14 protein-coding genes are annotated in these 18,468 nt (G+C 70.7%); 7 read left to right on the top strand and 7 right to left on the bottom strand.

Translation table 11 applies throughout. The features are described 5' to 3' along the window. Positions 1-5: 5 nt before the first annotated feature. The 4 genes from AB5J56_RS16175 to AB5J56_RS16160 are packed head-to-tail and all read right to left on the bottom strand — an operon-like array spanning position 6 to position 4,351. Positions 6-659, bottom strand: coding sequence for an ATP/GTP-binding protein (locus AB5J56_RS16175; RefSeq protein ID WP_369233430.1), 654 nt, complete (start codon positions 657-659; stop codon positions 6-8). Continuing rightward, complete coding sequence (locus tag AB5J56_RS16170) at positions 640-1,035, bottom strand: DUF742 domain-containing protein (RefSeq protein WP_369233429.1); 396 nt, start codon at positions 1,033-1,035, stop codon at positions 640-642. Before AB5J56_RS16170 ends, AB5J56_RS16175 begins: the two co-directional genes overlap by 20 nt. Next, positions 1,032-1,535 (bottom strand): roadblock/LC7 domain-containing protein, encoded by a 504-nt coding sequence (locus AB5J56_RS16165; protein ID WP_369233428.1) that lies wholly within the window; start codon positions 1,533-1,535, stop codon positions 1,032-1,034. The genes AB5J56_RS16170 and AB5J56_RS16165 overlap by 4 nt, the downstream gene beginning before the upstream one ends. Beyond that, on the bottom strand, positions 1,532-4,351 hold the full coding sequence (locus AB5J56_RS16160) for a nitrate- and nitrite sensing domain-containing protein (RefSeq protein ID WP_369233427.1): 2,820 nt from the start codon (positions 4,349-4,351) through the stop codon (positions 1,532-1,534). The genes AB5J56_RS16165 and AB5J56_RS16160 overlap by 4 nt, the downstream gene beginning before the upstream one ends. Positions 4,352-4,719: 368 nt before the next feature. Here AB5J56_RS16160 and AB5J56_RS16155 point away from each other — a divergent pair, with 368 nt between their 5' ends. After that, positions 4,720-5,505, top strand: coding sequence for a protein phosphatase 2C domain-containing protein (locus tag AB5J56_RS16155; RefSeq protein ID WP_369233426.1), 786 nt, complete (start codon positions 4,720-4,722; stop codon positions 5,503-5,505). Between the two features lie 26 nt (positions 5,506-5,531). On the opposite strand, the gene AB5J56_RS16150 is transcribed toward AB5J56_RS16155, so the two are convergent. After that, positions 5,532-6,026, bottom strand: a complete 495-nt coding sequence (locus AB5J56_RS16150) for a MarR family winged helix-turn-helix transcriptional regulator (RefSeq protein ID WP_369233425.1) — start codon at positions 6,024-6,026, stop codon at positions 5,532-5,534. A 277-nt stretch (positions 6,027-6,303) separates the two neighbouring features. On the opposite strand from AB5J56_RS16150, the gene AB5J56_RS16145 reads away from it, so the two are divergent. Further along, a complete protein-coding gene (locus tag AB5J56_RS16145; protein ID WP_369233424.1) occupies positions 6,304-7,140 on the top strand; it encodes a lysozyme in 837 nt (278 codons plus the stop codon). Positions 7,141-7,245: 105 nt separating this feature from the next. Here AB5J56_RS16145 and lon read toward each other — a convergent pair whose 3' ends face one another. Continuing rightward, positions 7,246-9,672, bottom strand: a complete 2,427-nt coding sequence (lon, locus tag AB5J56_RS16140; RefSeq protein ID WP_369233423.1) for an endopeptidase La — start codon at positions 9,670-9,672, stop codon at positions 7,246-7,248. Between the two features lie 164 nt (positions 9,673-9,836). On the opposite strand from lon, the gene AB5J56_RS16135 reads away from it, so the two are divergent. After that, positions 9,837-10,631, top strand: coding sequence for a GNAT family N-acetyltransferase (locus AB5J56_RS16135; RefSeq protein WP_369233422.1), 795 nt, complete (start codon positions 9,837-9,839; stop codon positions 10,629-10,631). 26 nt (positions 10,632-10,657) lie between these two features. Here the strand turns inward: AB5J56_RS16135 and AB5J56_RS16130 are convergent, their stop codons facing one another. Next, the gene (locus AB5J56_RS16130; protein WP_369233421.1) at positions 10,658-11,497 is read right to left on the bottom strand and encodes a rhomboid-like protein; all 840 of its coding nucleotides are present in this window, start codon (positions 11,495-11,497) and stop codon (positions 10,658-10,660) included. Positions 11,498-11,680: 183 nt separating this feature from the next. Here AB5J56_RS16130 and AB5J56_RS16125 point away from each other — a divergent pair, with 183 nt between their 5' ends. The 4 genes from AB5J56_RS16125 to AB5J56_RS16110 all read left to right on the top strand — a co-directional run bounded on the left by AB5J56_RS16125 (position 11,681) and on the right by AB5J56_RS16110 (position 18,434). Next, a complete protein-coding gene (locus tag AB5J56_RS16125) occupies positions 11,681-12,358 on the top strand; it encodes a spermidine synthase (protein WP_369233420.1) in 678 nt (225 codons plus the stop codon). Between the two features lie 113 nt (positions 12,359-12,471). Next, complete coding sequence (locus AB5J56_RS16120; RefSeq protein WP_369233419.1) at positions 12,472-13,212, top strand: response regulator transcription factor; 741 nt, start codon at positions 12,472-12,474, stop codon at positions 13,210-13,212. 34 nt (positions 13,213-13,246) lie between these two features. After that, entirely contained in the window at positions 13,247-14,350 is a 1,104-nt protein-coding gene (locus AB5J56_RS16115; RefSeq protein ID WP_369233418.1) for an ATP-binding protein, read from the top strand. Positions 14,351-14,630: 280 nt separating this feature from the next. Beyond that, complete coding sequence (locus tag AB5J56_RS16110; RefSeq protein ID WP_369233417.1) at positions 14,631-18,434, top strand: multifunctional oxoglutarate decarboxylase/oxoglutarate dehydrogenase thiamine pyrophosphate-binding subunit/dihydrolipoyllysine-residue succinyltransferase subunit; 3,804 nt, start codon at positions 14,631-14,633, stop codon at positions 18,432-18,434. Positions 18,435-18,468 lie beyond the last annotated feature (34 nt).

Below are 18,468 nucleotides of genomic sequence, written 5' to 3'. Positions count from 1 at the left end.
TACGACTATTCGGGGCTCACGTCGAGCGCGTGTGCCACCAGCGCGAGCAGGGTCTCGACGGCCGAGATCCTGCGTCGCGCGTCCATGATCATGACAGGTATGTGTGCGGGCACCGTGAGGGCCTCGCGCACGTCCTCCGGCTCGAAGCGCTCGCTGCCGTCGAAGTGGTTGACCGCGACGACGTACGGCAGTCCGCAGCTCTCGAAGTAGTCGAGCGCCGGGAAGCAGTCCGACAGGCGGCGCGTGTCGGCGAGGACCACCGCGCCGATCGCCCCGCGCACCAGGTCGTCCCACATGAACCAGAAGCGCTGCTGACCCGGCGTGCCGAAGAGGTACAGCACCAGGTCGTCGTCGAGCGTGATACGCCCGAAGTCCATGGCCACGGTGGTGGTCAGCTTCTCCGGCGTCCCGGTCAGGTCGTCGGTGTCCTCGCTGGCCCGGGTCATCAGCGCCTCCGTCTGGAGGGGCGTGATCTCCGAGACGGCGGTGACGAGCGTGGTCTTGCCGACGCCGAAGCCGCCGGCCACCACGATCTTCGTGGCGATCGGGGCGCGGGTGCGGTCGGTCTGCCAGGCCCGGGGAGTCTCCTCTTCGTCGAGGAGGGGGGTGACGCCCAGGGCGGCGACACCTGTCGCGGCGTCAGAGACGACGGAGTCCATTCAGCACCCTTTCGAGCAGTGCGCGGTCCGGCTGTCCCGGGCCGTGACCCGTTCCGTACACGCGGATCTTTCCCTGGTCCGCCAGGTCGCTGAGCAGCACACGGACGACGCCGAGCGGCATCCTCAGCAGTGCGGCGATCTCGGCCACCGTGCGCATCCGGCGGCAGAGTTCGACGATGGCCCGCATCTCCGGCATCACCCGGGTGAGGGAGCCGTTCGCCAACTCCTTGCGCTCCTCGGGGGCTTCGAGCGCGGCCACGAACGTCTCGACGAGGAGGACGTGGCCGAAGCGGGTGCGGCCGCCGGTGAGCGAGTACGGGCGCACGCGGGCGGGTTTGCGGTCGCCGCCGCGCACCGGAAGTTTGGGGGCGCTCATCGGCCGCTCCTCGCCGGTTCGGACTCCAGTGACTTGCGCAGCTCACTGCGGAGTTCGGGGGTCAGGACATGTCCGGCGCGGCCGACGAAGAGCGCCATGTGGTATGCCACCACGCTCATGTCGCAGTCCGCGGAGCCGTGCACACCGAGCAGCGAACCGTCGCTGATCGACATGACGAACAGACTGCCCTCGTCCATGGCGACCATCGTGTGCTTGACCCCGCCGGAATCCATCAGCCGGGAGGCGCCGATGGTCAGGCTGCCGATGCCGGAGACGATGGTGGCGAGGTCGGCGGAGGAGCCGCGCGGGCCCCTGGGCCTCTCGTCCCGGCCCGCTCGCGCCTCCTCGTTCCTCCCTGGGTCCGAGGAGAGCAGCAGCAGTCCGTCGGAGGAGACCACCGCGACCGACAGCAGGCCCGGCACCTCCTCGACGAGGTTCGTCAACAGCCAGTGCAGATTGCGGGCTTCACTGCTCAGTCCGAAGGTACTGGGCGCGGTCAACTGCTTGCCTCCTCGACAGTGCCCCCCGATGGTTCTACGTCCTGTGCTGCGGGCGTCCTTGTCTCCGCCGTCTGTTCGGCGATCTCCGCCTCGACATCGCGGCGGCCCTCCTTCGCCCCGTGATGGAAGCCGCCGAGCCTGCGGCGCAGCGCCTCGGCGTCCACGCCCCCGGTGCGCGGCCTGGCCACCGGCGCGGGTGCGGAGATCTTCGGGGTGCGCTTGGGCAGGCCCTTGTCGGTGACGCGCTGCGGCTCGGGCTCCGGCGACTGCGGCTGCTCCTCGCGGGCGCGTTCGTGGGCGTCGTCGGGGCCTATGGCGTACGGGTCGGCGGCGGGCCGCCCGGTGGTGGACGGCCCGGTGGTGGACGGCTCAGTGGTCCGCTGGGCCGGGAGTTCCACCTCGGGAGCGGGTTCGACGGCCTCGGGCGCGGCTTCGGCTTCGGGCGCGGTCTCCTCCGCCGGGGGCTCCGGCGCCAGCAGCTCCATCGTCGTCTCGGGTGTCGGCTCCGGGTCACCGTGGTCGTCGGACCCGGCGGGTTCCGTCTCGCGTACGGCCACGGCCTGCTCGGCCGCCGCGATCAGCGGGTCCCGCTTCGAACGGCCGTACAGGACATTGGAGTTGACCTCCGCGGACGCCCCGGGGAGCGTCAGCGAGAGTGAGCCGCCGGAGACCGTTGCGGCCGAGGGCGCGGCGATCGCGGGGGCGTCGGGCAGCATCCCCTGGGGGAGGACGACGACGGCCGCGATGCCGCCCTGCTTCTGCTCGCGCAACTGCACCCGGACGCCGTGCCGGTGGGCGAGGCGGGCCACCACGTACAGGCCGAGCCCGAGTCCCTCGCCGCTCTCCTGGTCGTAGGCGTCCTCGGGATCGAAGTCGGCGAGGCGGGCGTTGAGCTGGGTCATCCGCTCGGCGGTCATGCCGATGCCCTCGTCCTGCACGGAGAGCATCACCTCGCCGTTCTCCAGGAGCCATCCGGAGACCTCGACGGAGAGGTCGGGCGGCGAGAACGAGGTGGCGTTCTCCAGGAGTTCGGCGAGGAGGTGGCTGAGGTCGTCGGCGGCGAACCCGGCGAGATGCGCGTGCGGCGGCAGCGTGGCGATGCGCACACGCTCGTAGCGCTCGATCTCGCTGACCGCGGCCCGTACGACGTCGACGAGCGGGACGGGACCCGCGTGCTGCTGGCCGTGCTCGGCGCCGGCGAGAACGAGGAGGTTCTCGCTGTGGCGTCGCATGACCGTGGCGAAGTGGTCGAGCTTGAAGAGCGTGCCGAGGCGGTCCGGGTCCTGCTCGCGCTCCTCCAGGCCCTCGATGACGGCGAGTTGCCGCTCGACAAGGCCGAGCGTGCGCAGCGCCAGGTTGACGAAGGTGCCGTGGATGCTGCTGCGGACCTGCGCCAAGTGGGCGGAGGCGTCGGCGAGTTCGGCGCGCAGCTTCTCGCGCTCGTCGGCCATCAGCTGACGCTGGCCGATGAGGTGCTTGCGGTCGGACTCCAGGGTCGCGAGCCGCTCGTAGAGACCGGCGGCGTGCGCGTGCAGCGCGTTGACGGAACGGACGACCTGGGCGAACTCGTCGTTGCGCCCGGTGAACTTGACCGGTTCCTCGGCGGCGAGGTCCTCGGCATCGGCCAGCCGGGCGGAGCCGCGGCGCAGTACGGACAGCGGGCGGGTGAGCGTGCGGGCCATGGCCATGGTGACGCCGACGGCGAGCAGCAGCAGGGCGCCGATGAGGGCGATGCGGATCTCCAGCGCGGTGACGTCGTCGTCGCGCAGCAGCTCCAGGTCCTTGGTGCGGTGGTCGTTGAGCGAGGCCTCGGCGCCGCGCATCAGCTCGATGCGGGCGGAGAGCGCCGCGTCGACCTTCTTCGCGTTCTTCGCGCTGGAGCCGAGTTCGTCGTCGGAGAGCTCCGGCTGGCCGGTGAGGGCCGCGAGGTACTTCTGCGCGGAGGTCACGTCGGGGCCGGTGACCGTGGAGTCGTACGACGAGCGGGCGGCCGTGGGCGCGGTCTCGTGGAAGTCGGCGAGGGCGGCGTCGGAGCGGAGGCGGGCCTGCTGGGCGGCGGCGCTGAGCGCGTCGCGCTGCTTGGTGTCGGCGTCCGACGAGGTGGTCGTGGTGACCGGCAGACCGGTGATCGGGTCGATGGTGGTCTGCGTGGTGCGCGGGATGCTCAGGGCGGCGAGGAGCAGTCCGCGGGCGGCGGCGGCCTGCTGGACGGCGGAGTCGAGTTCGGCGAGCGCGTGCGCGCCGGAGCCCGCGCGGGGCGGCAGCTGCTCGGCGAGGTCCTCGGCGAGGGCGTGCAGTTCGGTGATGGCGGCGGAGTACGCCTGGTGCGCTTCGAGGGCGGTGCTCTTGCCGGTGAGGGCCGCTCTGCGAACGGTGGCGATGGTGTCCAGGTCCCCCCGCAGCGAGGCGGGCGCGTCGGTGTCCGCCCGCAACTCGTCCACCTGCCGGTCGACTCGGGCGCTGCGCTGCTCGGAAGGTGCCTTGCTCTTGGGCCGGCCCGCCGCGATGTAGGAGGTGACCTCGTCGCGCTCGTCGGCCAGGGAGTGCGCGAGGGTCAGCGCCTCCTGCGTCTGTGCCGCGAGCGTCACCAGGTTCTGGGAGTCGTTCAGTTGGCTGGAGGCCGCCAGCACCGTGGGCGCTCCGGCGCCGGCGATGGCGGCTGCCACCACGGCCACGGAGACGATCAGCCGATTGCGCACACGGGCGGGGCGGCGGCCCTTGCCTGCGGGGTTGTCTCCCGTGGCGCCCGGCGTGCGCGCGGCGCTCCCGTCGGAGGCCGTCTGCTTGCCTGTGCGCCGAGGCCGCTTTGTCTGCACCGGTGCTCGCATTCCTGACTCGTGTACCCATGGGCCCGGGTGACGTTCCGTCAACCGGTACGTCCTCCCGGTACGGCTCCCGACCCTCCCAGTGCCGGTGGGCAGTGGTCCTGCATCACCTGGCCCGCCACCCGAAGGAGTGAACATCGGACGGGAGTTGGCGGGCAAGTTCCGCCGGCCCGTGCAGCGGCCTTGCCCGGCGGGCCGGTTGGACGTCGGCGACGGGCTTTGGCAGTATTCGCCGCCACGCTTCACCGGAGCCGATCATTCCATGCCAAACCCGGCGCCTGAGCTGCTGGTCTGCACCTGTTCGGCAACCGATGCCAGCCTTTCGTGGTCCTTGTGAAGGGCTCGTGCAGACTGGCCGGATGCGCACTGAACTCGTCTCGGAGCCCGGCGACCCGGCTCGCCCCAATGAGGACTTCGCATCGGTCGGACTTCCCGCCGCGGGACAGGGCGGTTCGCTGGTCGTCCTGGACGGCGTGACACCGCCGGCGGACGACTACGCGTGTCTGCATTCCGTCGCGTGGTTCGCCTCACGCCTCGGCGGAGCCCTGACCGAACTATCCGTTTCCCGCCGGGATCTCCCGCTGTCCGCGGTGCTGGCGGAGGCCATCCGCCGCACCGCCGAGGCCCACACCGATTCCTGTGACCTTTCTCACCCGCGTACGCCTCAGGCAACCGTCGTGCTGGCCCGCTGGTCCGCCGACACCGTCGAATACCTGGTCCTCTCCGACTCGGCGCTCCTGGTGGAGTCCGCGGACGGCGCCGTCACCGCCGTACTGGACGAGCGCCTGTCCCTGCTCCCCCGCACCTCCCTCGCCACGGACGCCGTCGCCGACGCGACGGTGCGCAACAAGGAGGGCGGCTTCTTCACCGCCGCCGCGGATCCCTCGGTCGCCTCGCGCGCGGTGACCGGCACACTGCCGCGCGCCGGGGTGCGCGCCCTCGCCGCCCTGACGGACGGCGCCACCCGCTGGGTCGAGAAGTTCGGCGAGGGCGACTGGGGGGCCTGCTTCACGGTCGTCCGCAAGGAGGGCGGGCAGTCGCTGATCGACCGTGTCCGCGCGCTGGAACGCGCGGACACGGAACGCGTGCATCTGCGGCGGAGCAAGACCCACGACGACGCGACGGTGGTGTTCGTGGAGCTGTGATCGGAGCGGCCCGGCCGGTGGCTCCGCTACCGCCGCTCCATCCCGGTGTTCAACTGGTTCAGCAACCGCGCCAGTTCGGCCACCTCGCCGCGGTCCCAGCCCGACAGCTCGCGCACGTAGCGCGCACGGCGTGCGTCGCGGGCCCTGCCGAAGCGGACCCGGCCCTCCTCCGTGAGACGGACGAGCCAGGCGCGGCCGTCGGCGGGGTCTGGCTCGCGGGCGACCAGGCCCAGCTCCTCCAGGGCCCGCAGCTGACGGGACATCGTGGCCTTGCCGACGCCGATGTACGCGGCGAGCTCGGTGGCCCGCTGGGGGCCGCACTCCTCCAGGCGTACGAGAAGTCCGTACGCGGAGGACTCCAGGTCGGGGTGGACCTCGCGGACCATGTCACCGGAAGCGGCCCGGGCACGCCGCAGAAACACGGTCAACTCCCGTTCCAGGGACAGGAATTCCTGGTCCACACCACTTCCCGACGCTTCGGATTCGACACGCGGCCCGCCGCCGTTTCCGTCCTCGTGCACGTCAAGCCCCTGACCCGGTTTCCCGATCCTGAAAGTTTCTGCCAAAAGTCGCCATTGCCGCAGCTCCGTCAGTATTTCGCAGGAGTAGACCAACGGCAGCCGCCGGGCCCTCTTCCCACGCGGTCTTCTACGTGCGTAGCTTCTTTATCAGGCAATCACTGGCATGCCCACGCCACCGACAAGTCGATGAGGACTTGACCCCCCACGGTCGGCGCATGCCCTCAGCGTCCCCCCACCGAGCACCATCGCGCACCACCGAGCTTCTCGGAGGCATCCCATGCCTGTGCACAGATCCGGAACCGGAACTTCCCGCCGCGCGGGCGCCCTGCGGCGTATCCCCGCGGTCGGCATCCTGCTCGCCGCCCTCTCCCTGCTGTTCGCCCTGCCCGCCCCGGCCGCCGACACCCCCGCCCGCGGCTCCGCCCGCATGGGCATCGGCGTCATCGCGCACGATGGCCAAGGCGGCCTGCCCAGCAGCGGTGACGCCACCCAGACGGAGGGCGTGGACGTCAGCGCCTACCAGGGCAACGTCGCCTGGTCGACCCTGTGGAGCAGCGGGGTCAAATGGGCGTACGTGAAGGCGTCGGAGGGGACGTACTACACGAACCCCTACTTCGCGCAGCAGTACAACGGCTCGTACAACGTGGGCATGATCCGCGGCTCGTACCATTTCGCCACCCCGGACACCACGACCGGCGCCACCCAGGCCAACTACTTCGTGGACCACGGCGGCGGCTGGTCCGCCGACGGCAGGACACTGCCGGGCGCCCTCGACATCGAGTGGAACCCGTACGGGGCGGCCTGTTACGGCAAGACACAGAGCGGCATGGTCAGCTGGATCAGCAGCTTCCTCAGCCAGTACAAGGCGCGCACCGGCCGTGACGCCGTCATCTACACGGCCGCCAGCTGGTGGACCCAGTGCACCGGCAACTACGGCGGCTTCGCCTCCGCGAGCCCGCTCTGGATCGCCCGCTACGCCTCCGACCCGGGCACTCTCCCGGCAGGCTGGGGCTACTACACGATGTGGCAGTACACGTCGTCCGGCCCGACGGTGGGCGACCACGACAAGTTCAACGGGGCCCTGGACCGCGTCCAGGCACTCGCCAACGGCTGATCCGGGAAGGGATACGGATACGGCGAAGGCCCGGGCCTCCCTCACGGGACCCGGGCCTTCCCTGTCCGGCAGCGTCCGTCACGCCGCCGCCGGAAACCTGAGCGGTCAGGCAGCCACCGGAACCTCCCGGCCCGCGCCGTTCGTCGCCGGGGCGAGCGCCAGCTCCAGGACCTGGCGGACGTCCGTGACGGCGTGCACGTCGAGCTTGTCGAGGACCTCGGCGGGGACGTCGTCGAGGTCGGGCTCGTTGCGCTTGGGGATGATGACGGTGGTGACGCCGGCCCGGTGCGCGGCGAGCAGCTTCTGCTTGACGCCGCCGATGGGCAGGACACGTCCGGTGAGGGAGACCTCGCCGGTCATCGCCACGTCCGTGCGGACCAGCCGTCCGGACAGCAGCGACGCCAGTGCCGTCGTCATCGTGACACCCGCGCTCGGCCCGTCCTTCGGGACCGCGCCCGCCGGGAAGTGGATGTGCACGCCCCGGTCCTTCAAATCGCCCACGGGGAGCTCCAGTTCGGCGCCGCGACTGCGCAGGAACGACAGCGCGATCTGCGCGGACTCCTTCATCACGTCACCCAGCTGGCCCGTCAGCGTCAGACCCGCCGCGCCCGTCTCCGGATCGGCCAGCGACGCCTCCACGAAGAGGACGTCACCGCCCGCGCCGGTCACCGCGAGACCGGTGGCGACACCGGGCACCGCCGTGCGGCGCTCCGCCGGGTCCTGCGCGGACTCGGGCACATGGTGCGGCCGCCCGATCAGGTCGCGCAGCTCGCCGTCGGTCACCGTGAACGGCAGCTCCCGCTCACCGAGTTCGTGCTGTGCCGCGACCTTGCGCAGCAGCCGCGCGATGGCCCGCTCCAGGGTGCGCACACCGGCTTCCCGCGTGTACTCACCGGCGAGCTTGCGCAACGCGCTCTCGTCCAGGGTCACTTCGGCCTTCTCCAGACCGGCCCGCTCCAACTGCCGGGGCAGCAGGTGGTCGCGTGCGATGACGACCTTCTCGTCCTCGGTGTAACCGTCGAGCCGGACGAGTTCCATACGGTCAAGGAGCGCCTCCGGAATGGCTTCCAGGACGTTCGCCGTCGCGAGGAACACGACGTCGCTCAGGTCGAGTTCGACCTCCAGGTAGTGGTCCCGGAAGGTGTGGTTCTGCGCGGGGTCGAGGACTTCGAGCAGGGCCGCGGCCGGGTCGCCTCGGAAGTCGGAGCCGACCTTGTCGATCTCGTCGAGCAGGACCACCGGGTTCATGGACCCGGCCTCCTTGATGGCGCGGACGATACGGCCGGGCAGTGCGCCGACGTACGTACGCCGGTGGCCGCGGATCTCCGCCTCGTCCCGTACACCGCCGAGCGCGACGCGCACGAACTTGCGTCCCATCGCGTGGGCGACGGACTCGCCGAGCGAGGTCTTGCCGACGCCGGGAGGGCCGACGAGCGCGAGCACCGCGCCGCCGCGCCGCCCGCCGACGACGCCGAGGCCCCGGTCGGAGCGCCGCTTGCGCACCGCGAGGTACTCGGTGATGCGCTCCTTCACGTCCTGCAGACCGGCGTGCTCGGCGTCCAGCACGCGCTGGGCGCCCGTGATGTCGTACTCGTCCTCGGTCCGCTCGTTCCAAGGGAGTTCGAGGACGGTGTCGAGCCAGGTGCGGATCCAGGAGCCCTCGGGCGACTGGTCGCTGGAGCGCTCCAGCTTCTCGACTTCCTTGAGCGCGGCCTCGCGCACCTTCTCGGGGAGGTCGGCGGCCTCGACGCGGGCCCGGTAGTCGTCGGACTCCTCGCCGTCCGTGGAGTCGCCGTTCAGCTCGCGCAGCTCCTTGCGGACGGCTTCGAGCTGGCGGCGCAGCAGGAACTCGCGCTGCTGCTTGTCCACGCCTTCCTGTACGTCCTTGGCGATGGACTCGGCGACATCCTGCTCGGCGAGGTGCTCGCGCAGCTGCTCGGTGGCGAGCTTCAGCCGGGCGACCGGGTCGGCGGTCTCGAGGAGCTCGACCTTCTGCTCAATGGAGAGGAAGGGCGAGTAGCCGGAGTTGTCGGCGAGCGCGGAGACGTCCTCGATCGCCGTGACACGGTCCACGACCTGCCAGGCGCCGCGCTTGCGCAGCCAGCTGGTGGCGAGGGCCTTGTACTCCTTCACGAGTTCGGTGACGTGGCCGGGCAGCGGGTCGGGCGCGGTCTCCTCGACACGGGTGCCCTCGACCCAGAGCGCGGCACCGGGACCGGTGGTGCCGGCGCCGATGCGCACCCGTCCGCGCCCGCGGATCAGCGCGCCCGGGTCGCCGTCGGCGAGCCGGCCGACCTGCTCGACGGTGCCGAGCACACCCGTGCTCGCGTACGTCCCGTCGATGCGCGGCACCAGCAGCACCCTCGGCTTGCCCGGCGTGGAGCGCGCGGCGGCCTGGGCGGCCTCCACAGCGGCGCGTACGTCGGGGTCGTTCAGGTCCAGTGGCACCACCATTCCGGGCAGCACGACCTCGTCGTCGAGCGGCAGCACGGGCAGGTTGAGCGGCGTGGACGGAATGGACTCGGCAGCCATGATCTTCCTCTCGACAAGCAAGTTGAGCTATGCCGACTCAATGCTTGTGAGCCCCTGAATGTTCCCCAGGGGGCGTTCGCTCTGAGCGATCACCTCCGCCGGGCTCCTGCCGCACCCGGAAAACCAATGTCCCCACCGTCTTTATGCCCCGTACGGTCACCCCCGTGACAGACAAAGAGATCCTGCTCGCGGCCTACGACGACCAGATGCGCGGCGCTCCCCCGAACCCGCCCGCCGGAATCACCCACGAACAGGACGGGCCGCTGCTGCGGATCGTCGGCCAGTTCCGCGGCTTCGTCGGCGGGCCGCGCGACCTCGGTGTGCGGGGCGCGGAGCTGGACGGGCTGATCGCCCGGCAGCGCGACTTCTTCGCCGCGCGGGGCGAGGCCGTGGAGTGGAAGACCCGCGGGCACGACGTCCCGGCCGATCTCACCGACCGGCTGCGGGCCGCGGGCTTCGTGCCCGAGGAGCGCGAGACGGTGCTCGTCGGCTCCGCCGCGGACATGGCCGTAGGGCAGCCCGAGCCGCCGCGGGACGTGGTGCTGCGGCAGGTCACGGCGGACGCCGACATGCACCGCATCGCCGCCCTGGAGACGGCCGTCTGGGGCGACGACATGAGCTGGCTGGCCAAGGATCTGATCGGCCGGGTCGCCGCCGCTCCCGACGAGATCGCCGTGTTCGTCACCGAGGCCGGTGGCGAGGTCGTCTCGGCGGCCTGGCTGGTCTTCCGCGCGGGGACGGAGTTCGCCGGTCTCTGGGGCGGTTCGACGCTCGCCGAGTGGCGGGGCCGGGGCATCTACCGCGCCCTCGTCGCCGTCCGCGCCGAACTCGCCGTCACCCGCGGCGTGAAGTACCTGCAGGTGGACGCCTCGGACGACAGCTCCCCCATCCTCCAGCGGCTGGGCCTGCACGCGGTGACGACCACCACTCCGTACGTCTGGACACCGCCCGCCTCCTGAACCGCCCCGCCCCTGAGGGCCGGTGGTCACCGCCGCCGGCGTCGCAGCAGTGGCCAGGTCGCGATGCCGGTCGCCAGGGCCAGCAGGTGGCCCCAGTTCGTCAGCGGGTCCGTGAACGCGATGAGGTCGTCGAGGAGCGTAGCGCCGAAGACGGTCAGCAGCGGCCAGCGCAGCCACGGCGTCAGCAGCCCGGCCAGCGCGCCCACGCTCGCCGCGACACCGAAGCTGATGCCGTAGTCGAGGCGGTGCAGAGAACTGTCGGGAAGGTGGCCGGCCCAGACGGCGACACCGACCGGGACCTCGGTGGCGAGGGTCGCGAGCACATGGCCCAGCAGGAAGACACCCGCCGCGTATGTGGCGCCCGTCCGCCGTTCCAGGGCGGTGAGGACGAGCAGGAACACGATCGCGTACGGCGAGGTCAGGCCGCCCACGATCCACAGGGCGCTGGCGGGCAGCACCAGCATCGGGTCGCTCAGGAGGTGGGCGACGTCCGTGCTGGAGCCCTGGCGCAGGCTGTGCACGAGTGCGGGGTCGATGTGCTCGGAGACGACCGAGACGAGGCCGAGGACGACGGCGTAGAAGAAGGTGAACGGCGTGCCCGTGGGGGTGGGCAGCAGCCGCCAGGGGCGCAGCGTGCGGAGCCGGGCGAGGGGGTCGGCGGGCGCCGCAACGGCGGCCTCTTCAGGGCCGCTCGCGGCGACGGGGTCCGAATCCGCCCCGCCCGTGAGGCCGTCGCCGGCGAGGGGAGCGTCCGCGGCGACCGGTGCCGCCGCGCGCTGCTGCGGGATGCCGTCCAGCAGCGGGAAGGGCGGCGCGTCCTCGGCGATGTCGGGCGTCGCGGGCGCGGTCCGGTGCGCGGTGTCCAAGGTGAGGCGCTCCTTCCGTCGTCCCCCAGCCTTCGGTGTCCCGCCTGTCCCTGTCTATGACCTCCGCCACGCGAGACCCGATTCACAGCAACCTCCAAAGGTTGTTCCGCGTCCGGCGGCCCTCCGGGGTGACTGCCGGCAATTTCCGGGCGCCCGGTGCGGGTTGGCTGCCAGGATGGGCCGATGGCCACCTCGTACGACATTCCGGAAGTCATCGACCGTCGCGAGGGCCCCTACGGCGAGGTCGTGCTGCGGCGCCACGGGACGCTGCTGCAGATCATCGCCAACGGGTGCTTCCTGATGGACACATCGGACGGCCGCTCGGAGCGGCTGCTGGTCGACGCCGCCCTGGACGCCCTGGACGGGCGCGCGGCGCCGAGCCTGCTCATCGGCGGACTCGGCGTGGGCTTCTCGCTCGCACACGCCGCGGGCGGCCCCGGGTGGGGGCGGATCAGCGTGGTGGAGCGCGAGCGGGCCGTCATCGACTGGCATCGCGAGGGACCGCTGGCCGAGCTGTCCTCCCGGGCGCTCGCCGACCCGCGCACCGAGATCGTGGAAGCCGACTTGATCAGTTACGTCAATGAGACTTCCGCCACGTACGACGCCCTGTGCCTGGACATCGACAACGGGCCCGGCTGGACGGTCACGGAGGGCAACGACGGCCTCTACTCGGCGGCCGGACTGGCAAGCTGCGCACGGATGTTGAGGCCCGGCGGGGTACTCGCCGTGTGGTCGGCCCAGCCCTCTCCGGAATTTGAAGGAAGTTTGTGGAATGCCGGGTTCCAACGGGTGCGTACCGAAGAGATCCCGGTTGCCCGGGGCGTTCCGGACGTCGTCCACCTCGCGGTCCGACCTGGATAGCCCCAGCACGGTGACTGCCCGTACTCTGCTCACCTGACGCGGATCATTCAAGCGTCAAGCGCAGTCATGGGATCACCCCACGGATTCCGGAAAGCACACCTCAGGGGCGGGCGATGGAGCAGACCCACACATCCCACAACGGCACGGCGGCGGCGACGCAGGGCGCACAGCGCCGGGTGCTGGTGGTCGAGGACGACCCGACGATCGTCGACGCCATCGCGGCCCGCCTGCGCGCCGAGGGTTTCCTCGTGCAGACCGCGGGCGACGGCCCGGCCGCCGTCGACACCGCCGAGGCCTGGCAGCCCGACCTGCTGATCCTCGACATCATGCTGCCCGGCTTCGACGGTCTGGAGGTCTGCCGCCGTGTGCAGGCCCAGCGCCCGGTGCCGGTGCTGATGCTCACCGCGCGCGACGACGAGACCGACATGCTGGTCGGGCTCGGTGTCGGCGCCGACGACTACATGACGAAGCCGTTCTCCATGCGGGAGCTGGCGGCGCGTGTGCACGTGCTGCTGCGCCGGGTGGAGCGCGCCGTCGTGGCCGCCTCGACGCCGCGCAGCGGGATCCTGCGCCTCGGCGAGCTGGAGATCGACCACGCGCAGCGCCGGGTGCGGGTGCGCAGCGAGGACGTCCACCTCACGCCCACCGAGTTCGACCTGCTGGTCTGCCTGGCGAACACCCCGCGTGCGGTGCTCTCCCGCGAGCAGCTGCTCGCCGAGGTGTGGGACTGGGCGGACGCGTCCGGCACCCGGACCGTGGACAGCCACATCAAGGCGCTGCGCCGGAAGATCGGCGCGGAGCGGATCCGCACGGTCCACGGCGTGGGCTACGCGTTGGAGACCCCGACTCCCTGATTCGTGATTCGAGATTCGTGAGAGGGCTGACGTCATGAGCGGTCTCGGCGAGCCGAGCAAGAGCACGGGTCCTTGGGGCGGTCTGCGTCCCTTCTCGATCAAGACGAAGCTCGGGGCGCTCGTCGTCATCTCGGTGCTGATCACCACCGGGCTGTCGATGATCGCGGTGCACACCAAGACCGAGCTGCGCTTCATCACGGTCTTCTCGATGATCGCCACACTGCTGATAACGCAGTTCGTGGCGCATTCGCTCACCGCGCCGCTGGACGACATGAACGCGGTCGCCCGGTCCATCTCGCACGGCGACTACACGCGCCGGGTGCGGGAGAACCGCCGGGACGAGCTGGGCGACCTCGCCGAGACGATCAACGTCATGGCGGACGAGCTGGAGGCCCAGGACCGCCAGCGCAAGGAACTCGTGGCGAACGTCTCGCACGAGCTGCGTACGCCCATCGCGGGTCTGCGCGCGGTCCTGGAGAACATCGTGGACGGCATCTCCGCCGCCGACCCCGAGACGATGCGCACGGCCCTGAAGCAGACCGAGCGTCTCGGGCGTCTCGTCGAGACGCTCCTCGACCTCTCCCGGCTCGACAACGGCGTCGTACCACTGAAGAAGCGCCGCTTCGAGGTGTGGCCGTACCTGTCCGGGGTGCTGAAGGAGGCCAACATGGTCGCCTCCGTGCGCGCGGGCATCGCCTCGGGCTCCGGCAGCCACACGCGCACCGACGTCCATCTGCACCTCGACGTGTCCCCGCCCGAGCTGACCACGCACGCGGACCCCGAACGGATCCACCAGGTCGTCGCCAACCTGATCGACAACGCGGTCAAGCACAGCCCGCCGCACGGCCGCGTCACGGTGAAGGCCCGGCGCGGCACCGCCCCGGAGTCACTGGACCTGGAGGTCCTGGACGAGGGTCCCGGCATTCCGCAGTCGGAGTGGCACCGGGTCTTCGAGCGCTTCAACCGCGGCGGGGTCCCCGCGCCGCACGGACCGGGCAGCGACGGCGGTACGGGTCTGGGGCTGGCCATCGCCCGCTGGGCGGTGGATCTCCACGGCGGGCGGATCGGTGTGGCCGAATCCCGGCGCGGTTGCCGGATCCAGGTCACTCTTCCGGGACTCCCTCCGCTGCCGAGTTGACGTAGGGTTCGAAGCGGAGCCACAAGATCCACGGCTGTCCCCGCTGCGGGACACGTGTGAGCAGGCAAAGGGCCGCGCCGTCAGGGCAGCGGGCCCGGGTCGACGTACCCATTCCGCACTGGAACCCCGCTTGTTTCCCGCCATTTCCTTGCCTGAAACACAGCTTCCGGTGTGACTTACGCGACGATGACCGGCCCGGCCTGCACCTCTCGGCCATGGAGGCGTAGCCTTTATTCCCGCTGTCCATCACCTTGTGAAGCGGAAGAGGGCGGTTGCCGCCGTGTCGCCACAGTCCCCCAGTAACTCGAGCATCTCGACCGATGACCAAGCCGCCGGGAAGAACCCCGCCGCGGCGTTCGGTCCCAATGAGTGGCTCGTCGACGAGATCTATCAGCAGTACCTCCAGGACCCGAATTCGGTAGACCGAGCCTGGTGGGACTTCTTCGCCGACTACAAGCCGGGGGCTCCTGCCGCCTCGGCTCCGGCGGGTACTGCGGCCGCGGGGGCCGCAGCCCCCACCACCGCGGCTCCTGCCGCACCCGCGGCTCCGGCCCAGGCCGCGCCCGCGGCTGCTCCGGCCGCCCCTGCGGCGCCGCAGCCCGCTGCCGCCGCTCCGGCCCCGGCCGCTGCTCCGGCTCCGGCTAAGGCGGCTCCGGCCGCCGCCAAGCCTGCCGCTGCCGCGAAGCCGGCCGCCGCACCCGCGACCGAGGCCCCCGCGGGCCCCGAGTACGTGACGCTGCGCGGTCCCGCAGGTGCCGTCGCGAAGAACATGAACGCCTCGCTGGAGGTGCCCACGGCCACGTCCGTGCGCGCCGTCCCGGTGAAGCTGCTCTTCGACAACCGCATCGTCATCAACAATCACCTGAAGCGTGCCCGGGGCGGGAAGATCTCCTTCACCCACCTCATCGGCTACGCGATGGTGCAGGCCATCAAGGCCATGCCGTCGATGAACTACTCGTTCGTCGAGAAGGACGGCAAGCCGACCCTGGTCAAGCCGGAGCACATCAACTTCGGCCTCGCCATCGACCTGGTGAAGCCCAACGGCGACCGCCAGCTCGTGGTCGCGGGCATCAAGAAGGCCGAGACCCTGAACTTCTTCGAGTTCTGGCAGGCCTACGAGGACATCGTCCGGCGCGCCCGCGACGGCAAGCTCGGCATGGACGACTTCACCGGCGTCACGGTCTCGCTGACCAACCCCGGCGGCCTCGGCACCGTCCACTCGGTCCCGCGTCTGATGCCCGGACAGTCGGTCATCATGGGCGTCGGCTCCATGGACTACCCCGCGGAGTTCCAGGGAACCTCCCAGGACACCCTGAACAAGCTCGGCATCTCGAAGGTCATGACGCTCACGTCGACCTACGACCACCGGGTGATCCAGGGCGCCGCGTCCGGCGAGTTCCTGCGGATCGTCGCGAACCTCCTCCTCGGCGAGGGCGGCTTCTACGACGAGATCTTCGAGGCCCTGCGCATTCCCTACGAGCCGGTCCGCTGGCTCAAGGACATCGACGCCAGCCACGACGACGACGTCACGAAGGCCGCGCGCGTCTTCGAGCTGATCCACTCCTACCGGGTCCGCGGCCACGTCATGGCCGACACCGACCCGCTGGAGTACCGCCAGCGCAAGCACCCCGACCTGGACATCACCGAGCACGGCCTCACCCTGTGGGACCTGGAGCGGGAGTTCGCGGTCGGCGGCTTCGCCGGCAAGTCCCTGATGAAGCTGCGCGACATCCTCGGTGTGCTGCGCGACTCGTACTGCCGCACCACCGGCGTCGAGTTCATGCACATCCAGGACCCGAAGCAGCGCAAGTGGATCCAGGACCGGATCGAGCGCTCGCACTCCAAGCCGGAGCGCGAGGAGCAGCTGCGCATCCTGCGCCGGCTGAACGCGGCGGAGGCCTTCGAGACCTTCCTGCAGACGAAGTACGTCGGCCAGAAGCGCTTCAGCCTGGAGGGCGGCGAGTCCGTCATCCCGCTCCTTGACGCGGTCATCGACAGCGCGGCGGAATCCCGGCTCGACGAGGTCGTCATCGGCATGGCCCACCGCGGCCGGCTGAACGTCCTCGCCAACATCGTCGGCAAGTCGTACGCGCAGATCTTCCGCGAGTTCGAGGGCAACCTCGACCCGAAGTCGATGCACGGCTCCGGCGACGTGAAGTACCACCTGGGCGCCCAGGGCACCTTCACGGGCCTCGACGGCGAGCAGATCAAGGTCTCGCTGGCCGCCAACCCGTCCCACCTGGAGACGGTCGACCCGGTCATCGAGGGCATCGTCCGCGCCAAGCAGGACATCATCAACAAGGGCGGCACGGACTTCACGGTCCTGCCGGTCGCCCTGCACGGTGACGCGGCCTTCGCGGGCCAGGGTGTGGTCGCCGAGACGCTCAACATGTCGCAGCTGCGCGGTTACCGCACGGGCGGCACGGTCCACATCGTCATCAACAACCAGGTCGGCTTCACCGCCGCCCCGGAGTCGTCGCGCTCCTCCATGTACGCCACCGACGTGGCCCGCATGATCGAGGCGCCGATCTTCCACGTGAACGGCGACGACCCCGAGGCCGTCGTCCGTGTCGCACGGCTCGCGTTCGAGTTCCGTCAGGCGTTCAACAAGGACGTCGTGATCGACCTCATCTGCTACCGCCGCCGCGGTCACAACGAGTCGGACAACCCGGCGTTCACGCAGCCGCTGATGTACGACCTGATCGACAAGAAGCGCTCGGTGCGCAAGCTCTACACCGAGTCCCTCATCGGTCGCGGCGACATCACGCTGGAAGAGGCCGAGCAGGCGCTGCAGGACTTCCAGGGCCAGCTGGAGAAGGTCTTCACCGAGGTCCGCGAGGCCGTCGCGGCTCCGTCCGAGGCGCATGTCCCGGACCCGCAGGCCGAGTTCCCGGTGGCCGTGACGACCGCGATCTCCCAGGAGGTCGTCAAGCGCATCGCCGAGTCCCAGGTCAACATCCCCGACAACGTCACCGTGCACCCGCGTCTGCTGCCGCAGCTGCAGCGCCGCGCGGCGATGATCGAGGACGGCACGATCGACTGGGGCATGGGCGAGACCCTGGCCATCGGTTCGCTGCTCCTGGAGGGCACCCCGGTCCGCCTGTCGGGCCAGGACTCCCGACGGGGCACGTTCGGCCAGCGCCACGCGGTCCTCATCGACCGGCAGACGGGCGAGGACTTCACCCCGCTCCTCTACCTGTCGGACGAGCAGGCCCGCTACAACGTCTACGACTCCCTGCTCTCCGAGTACGCGGTCATGGGCTTCGAGTACGGCTACTCGCTGGCCCGTCCCGAGTCCCTCGTGCTGTGGGAGGCGCAGTTCGGCGACTTCGTCAACGGCGCGCAGACGATCGTCGACGAGTACATCTCGGCGGCGGAGCAGAAGTGGGGCCAGACGTCCGGCGTCACCCTGCTCCTCCCGCACGGCTACGAGGGCCAGGGCCCGGACCACTCGTCCGCGCGCATCGAGCGCTTCCTCCAGCTGTGCGCGCAGAACAACATGACGGTCGCCCAGCCGACGCTCCCGTCGAACTACTTCCACCTCCTGCGGTGGCAGGTGCACAACCCGCACCACAAGCCGCTGGTGGTCTTCACCCCGAAGTCGATGCTGCGTCTGAAGGCCGCCGCGTCGAAGGCGGAGGAGTTCACGACGGGCGGCTTCCGCCCCGTCATCGGCGACGACTCGGTCGACGCGGCCGCGGTCCGCAAGGTCGTCTTCTGCGCGGGCAAGCTGTACTACGACCTCGACGGCGAGCGGAAGAAGCGCGGCATCACGGACACCGCGATCATCCGCCTCGAGCGTCTGTACCCGCTGCCGGGTGCCGAGGTCCAGGCGGAGATCGCCAAGTACCCGAACGCCGAGAAGTACCTGTGGGCCCAGGAGGAGCCGGCGAACCAGGGTGCCTGGCCGTTCATCGCGCTCAACCTGATCGACCACCTGGACCTGGCGGTCGGCGCGGACGTCCCGCACGGCGAGCGCCTGCGCCGCATCTCGCGTCCGCACTCCTCCTCCCCCGCCGTCGGTTCCGCGAAGCGGCACCAGGCGGAGCAGGAGCAGCTGGTGCGTGAGGTGTTCGAGGCCTAGGCCTCGGCGGATGTACGTACGGTGGGCCCGGCCC

Source organism: Streptomyces sp. R21 (assembly GCF_041051975.1).
Classification (GTDB): Bacteria; Actinomycetota; Actinomycetes; order Streptomycetales; family Streptomycetaceae; genus Streptomyces.
Note: the sequence above shows the minus strand (reverse complement) of the source record. Positions and strands in the feature narration are given on the sequence as shown.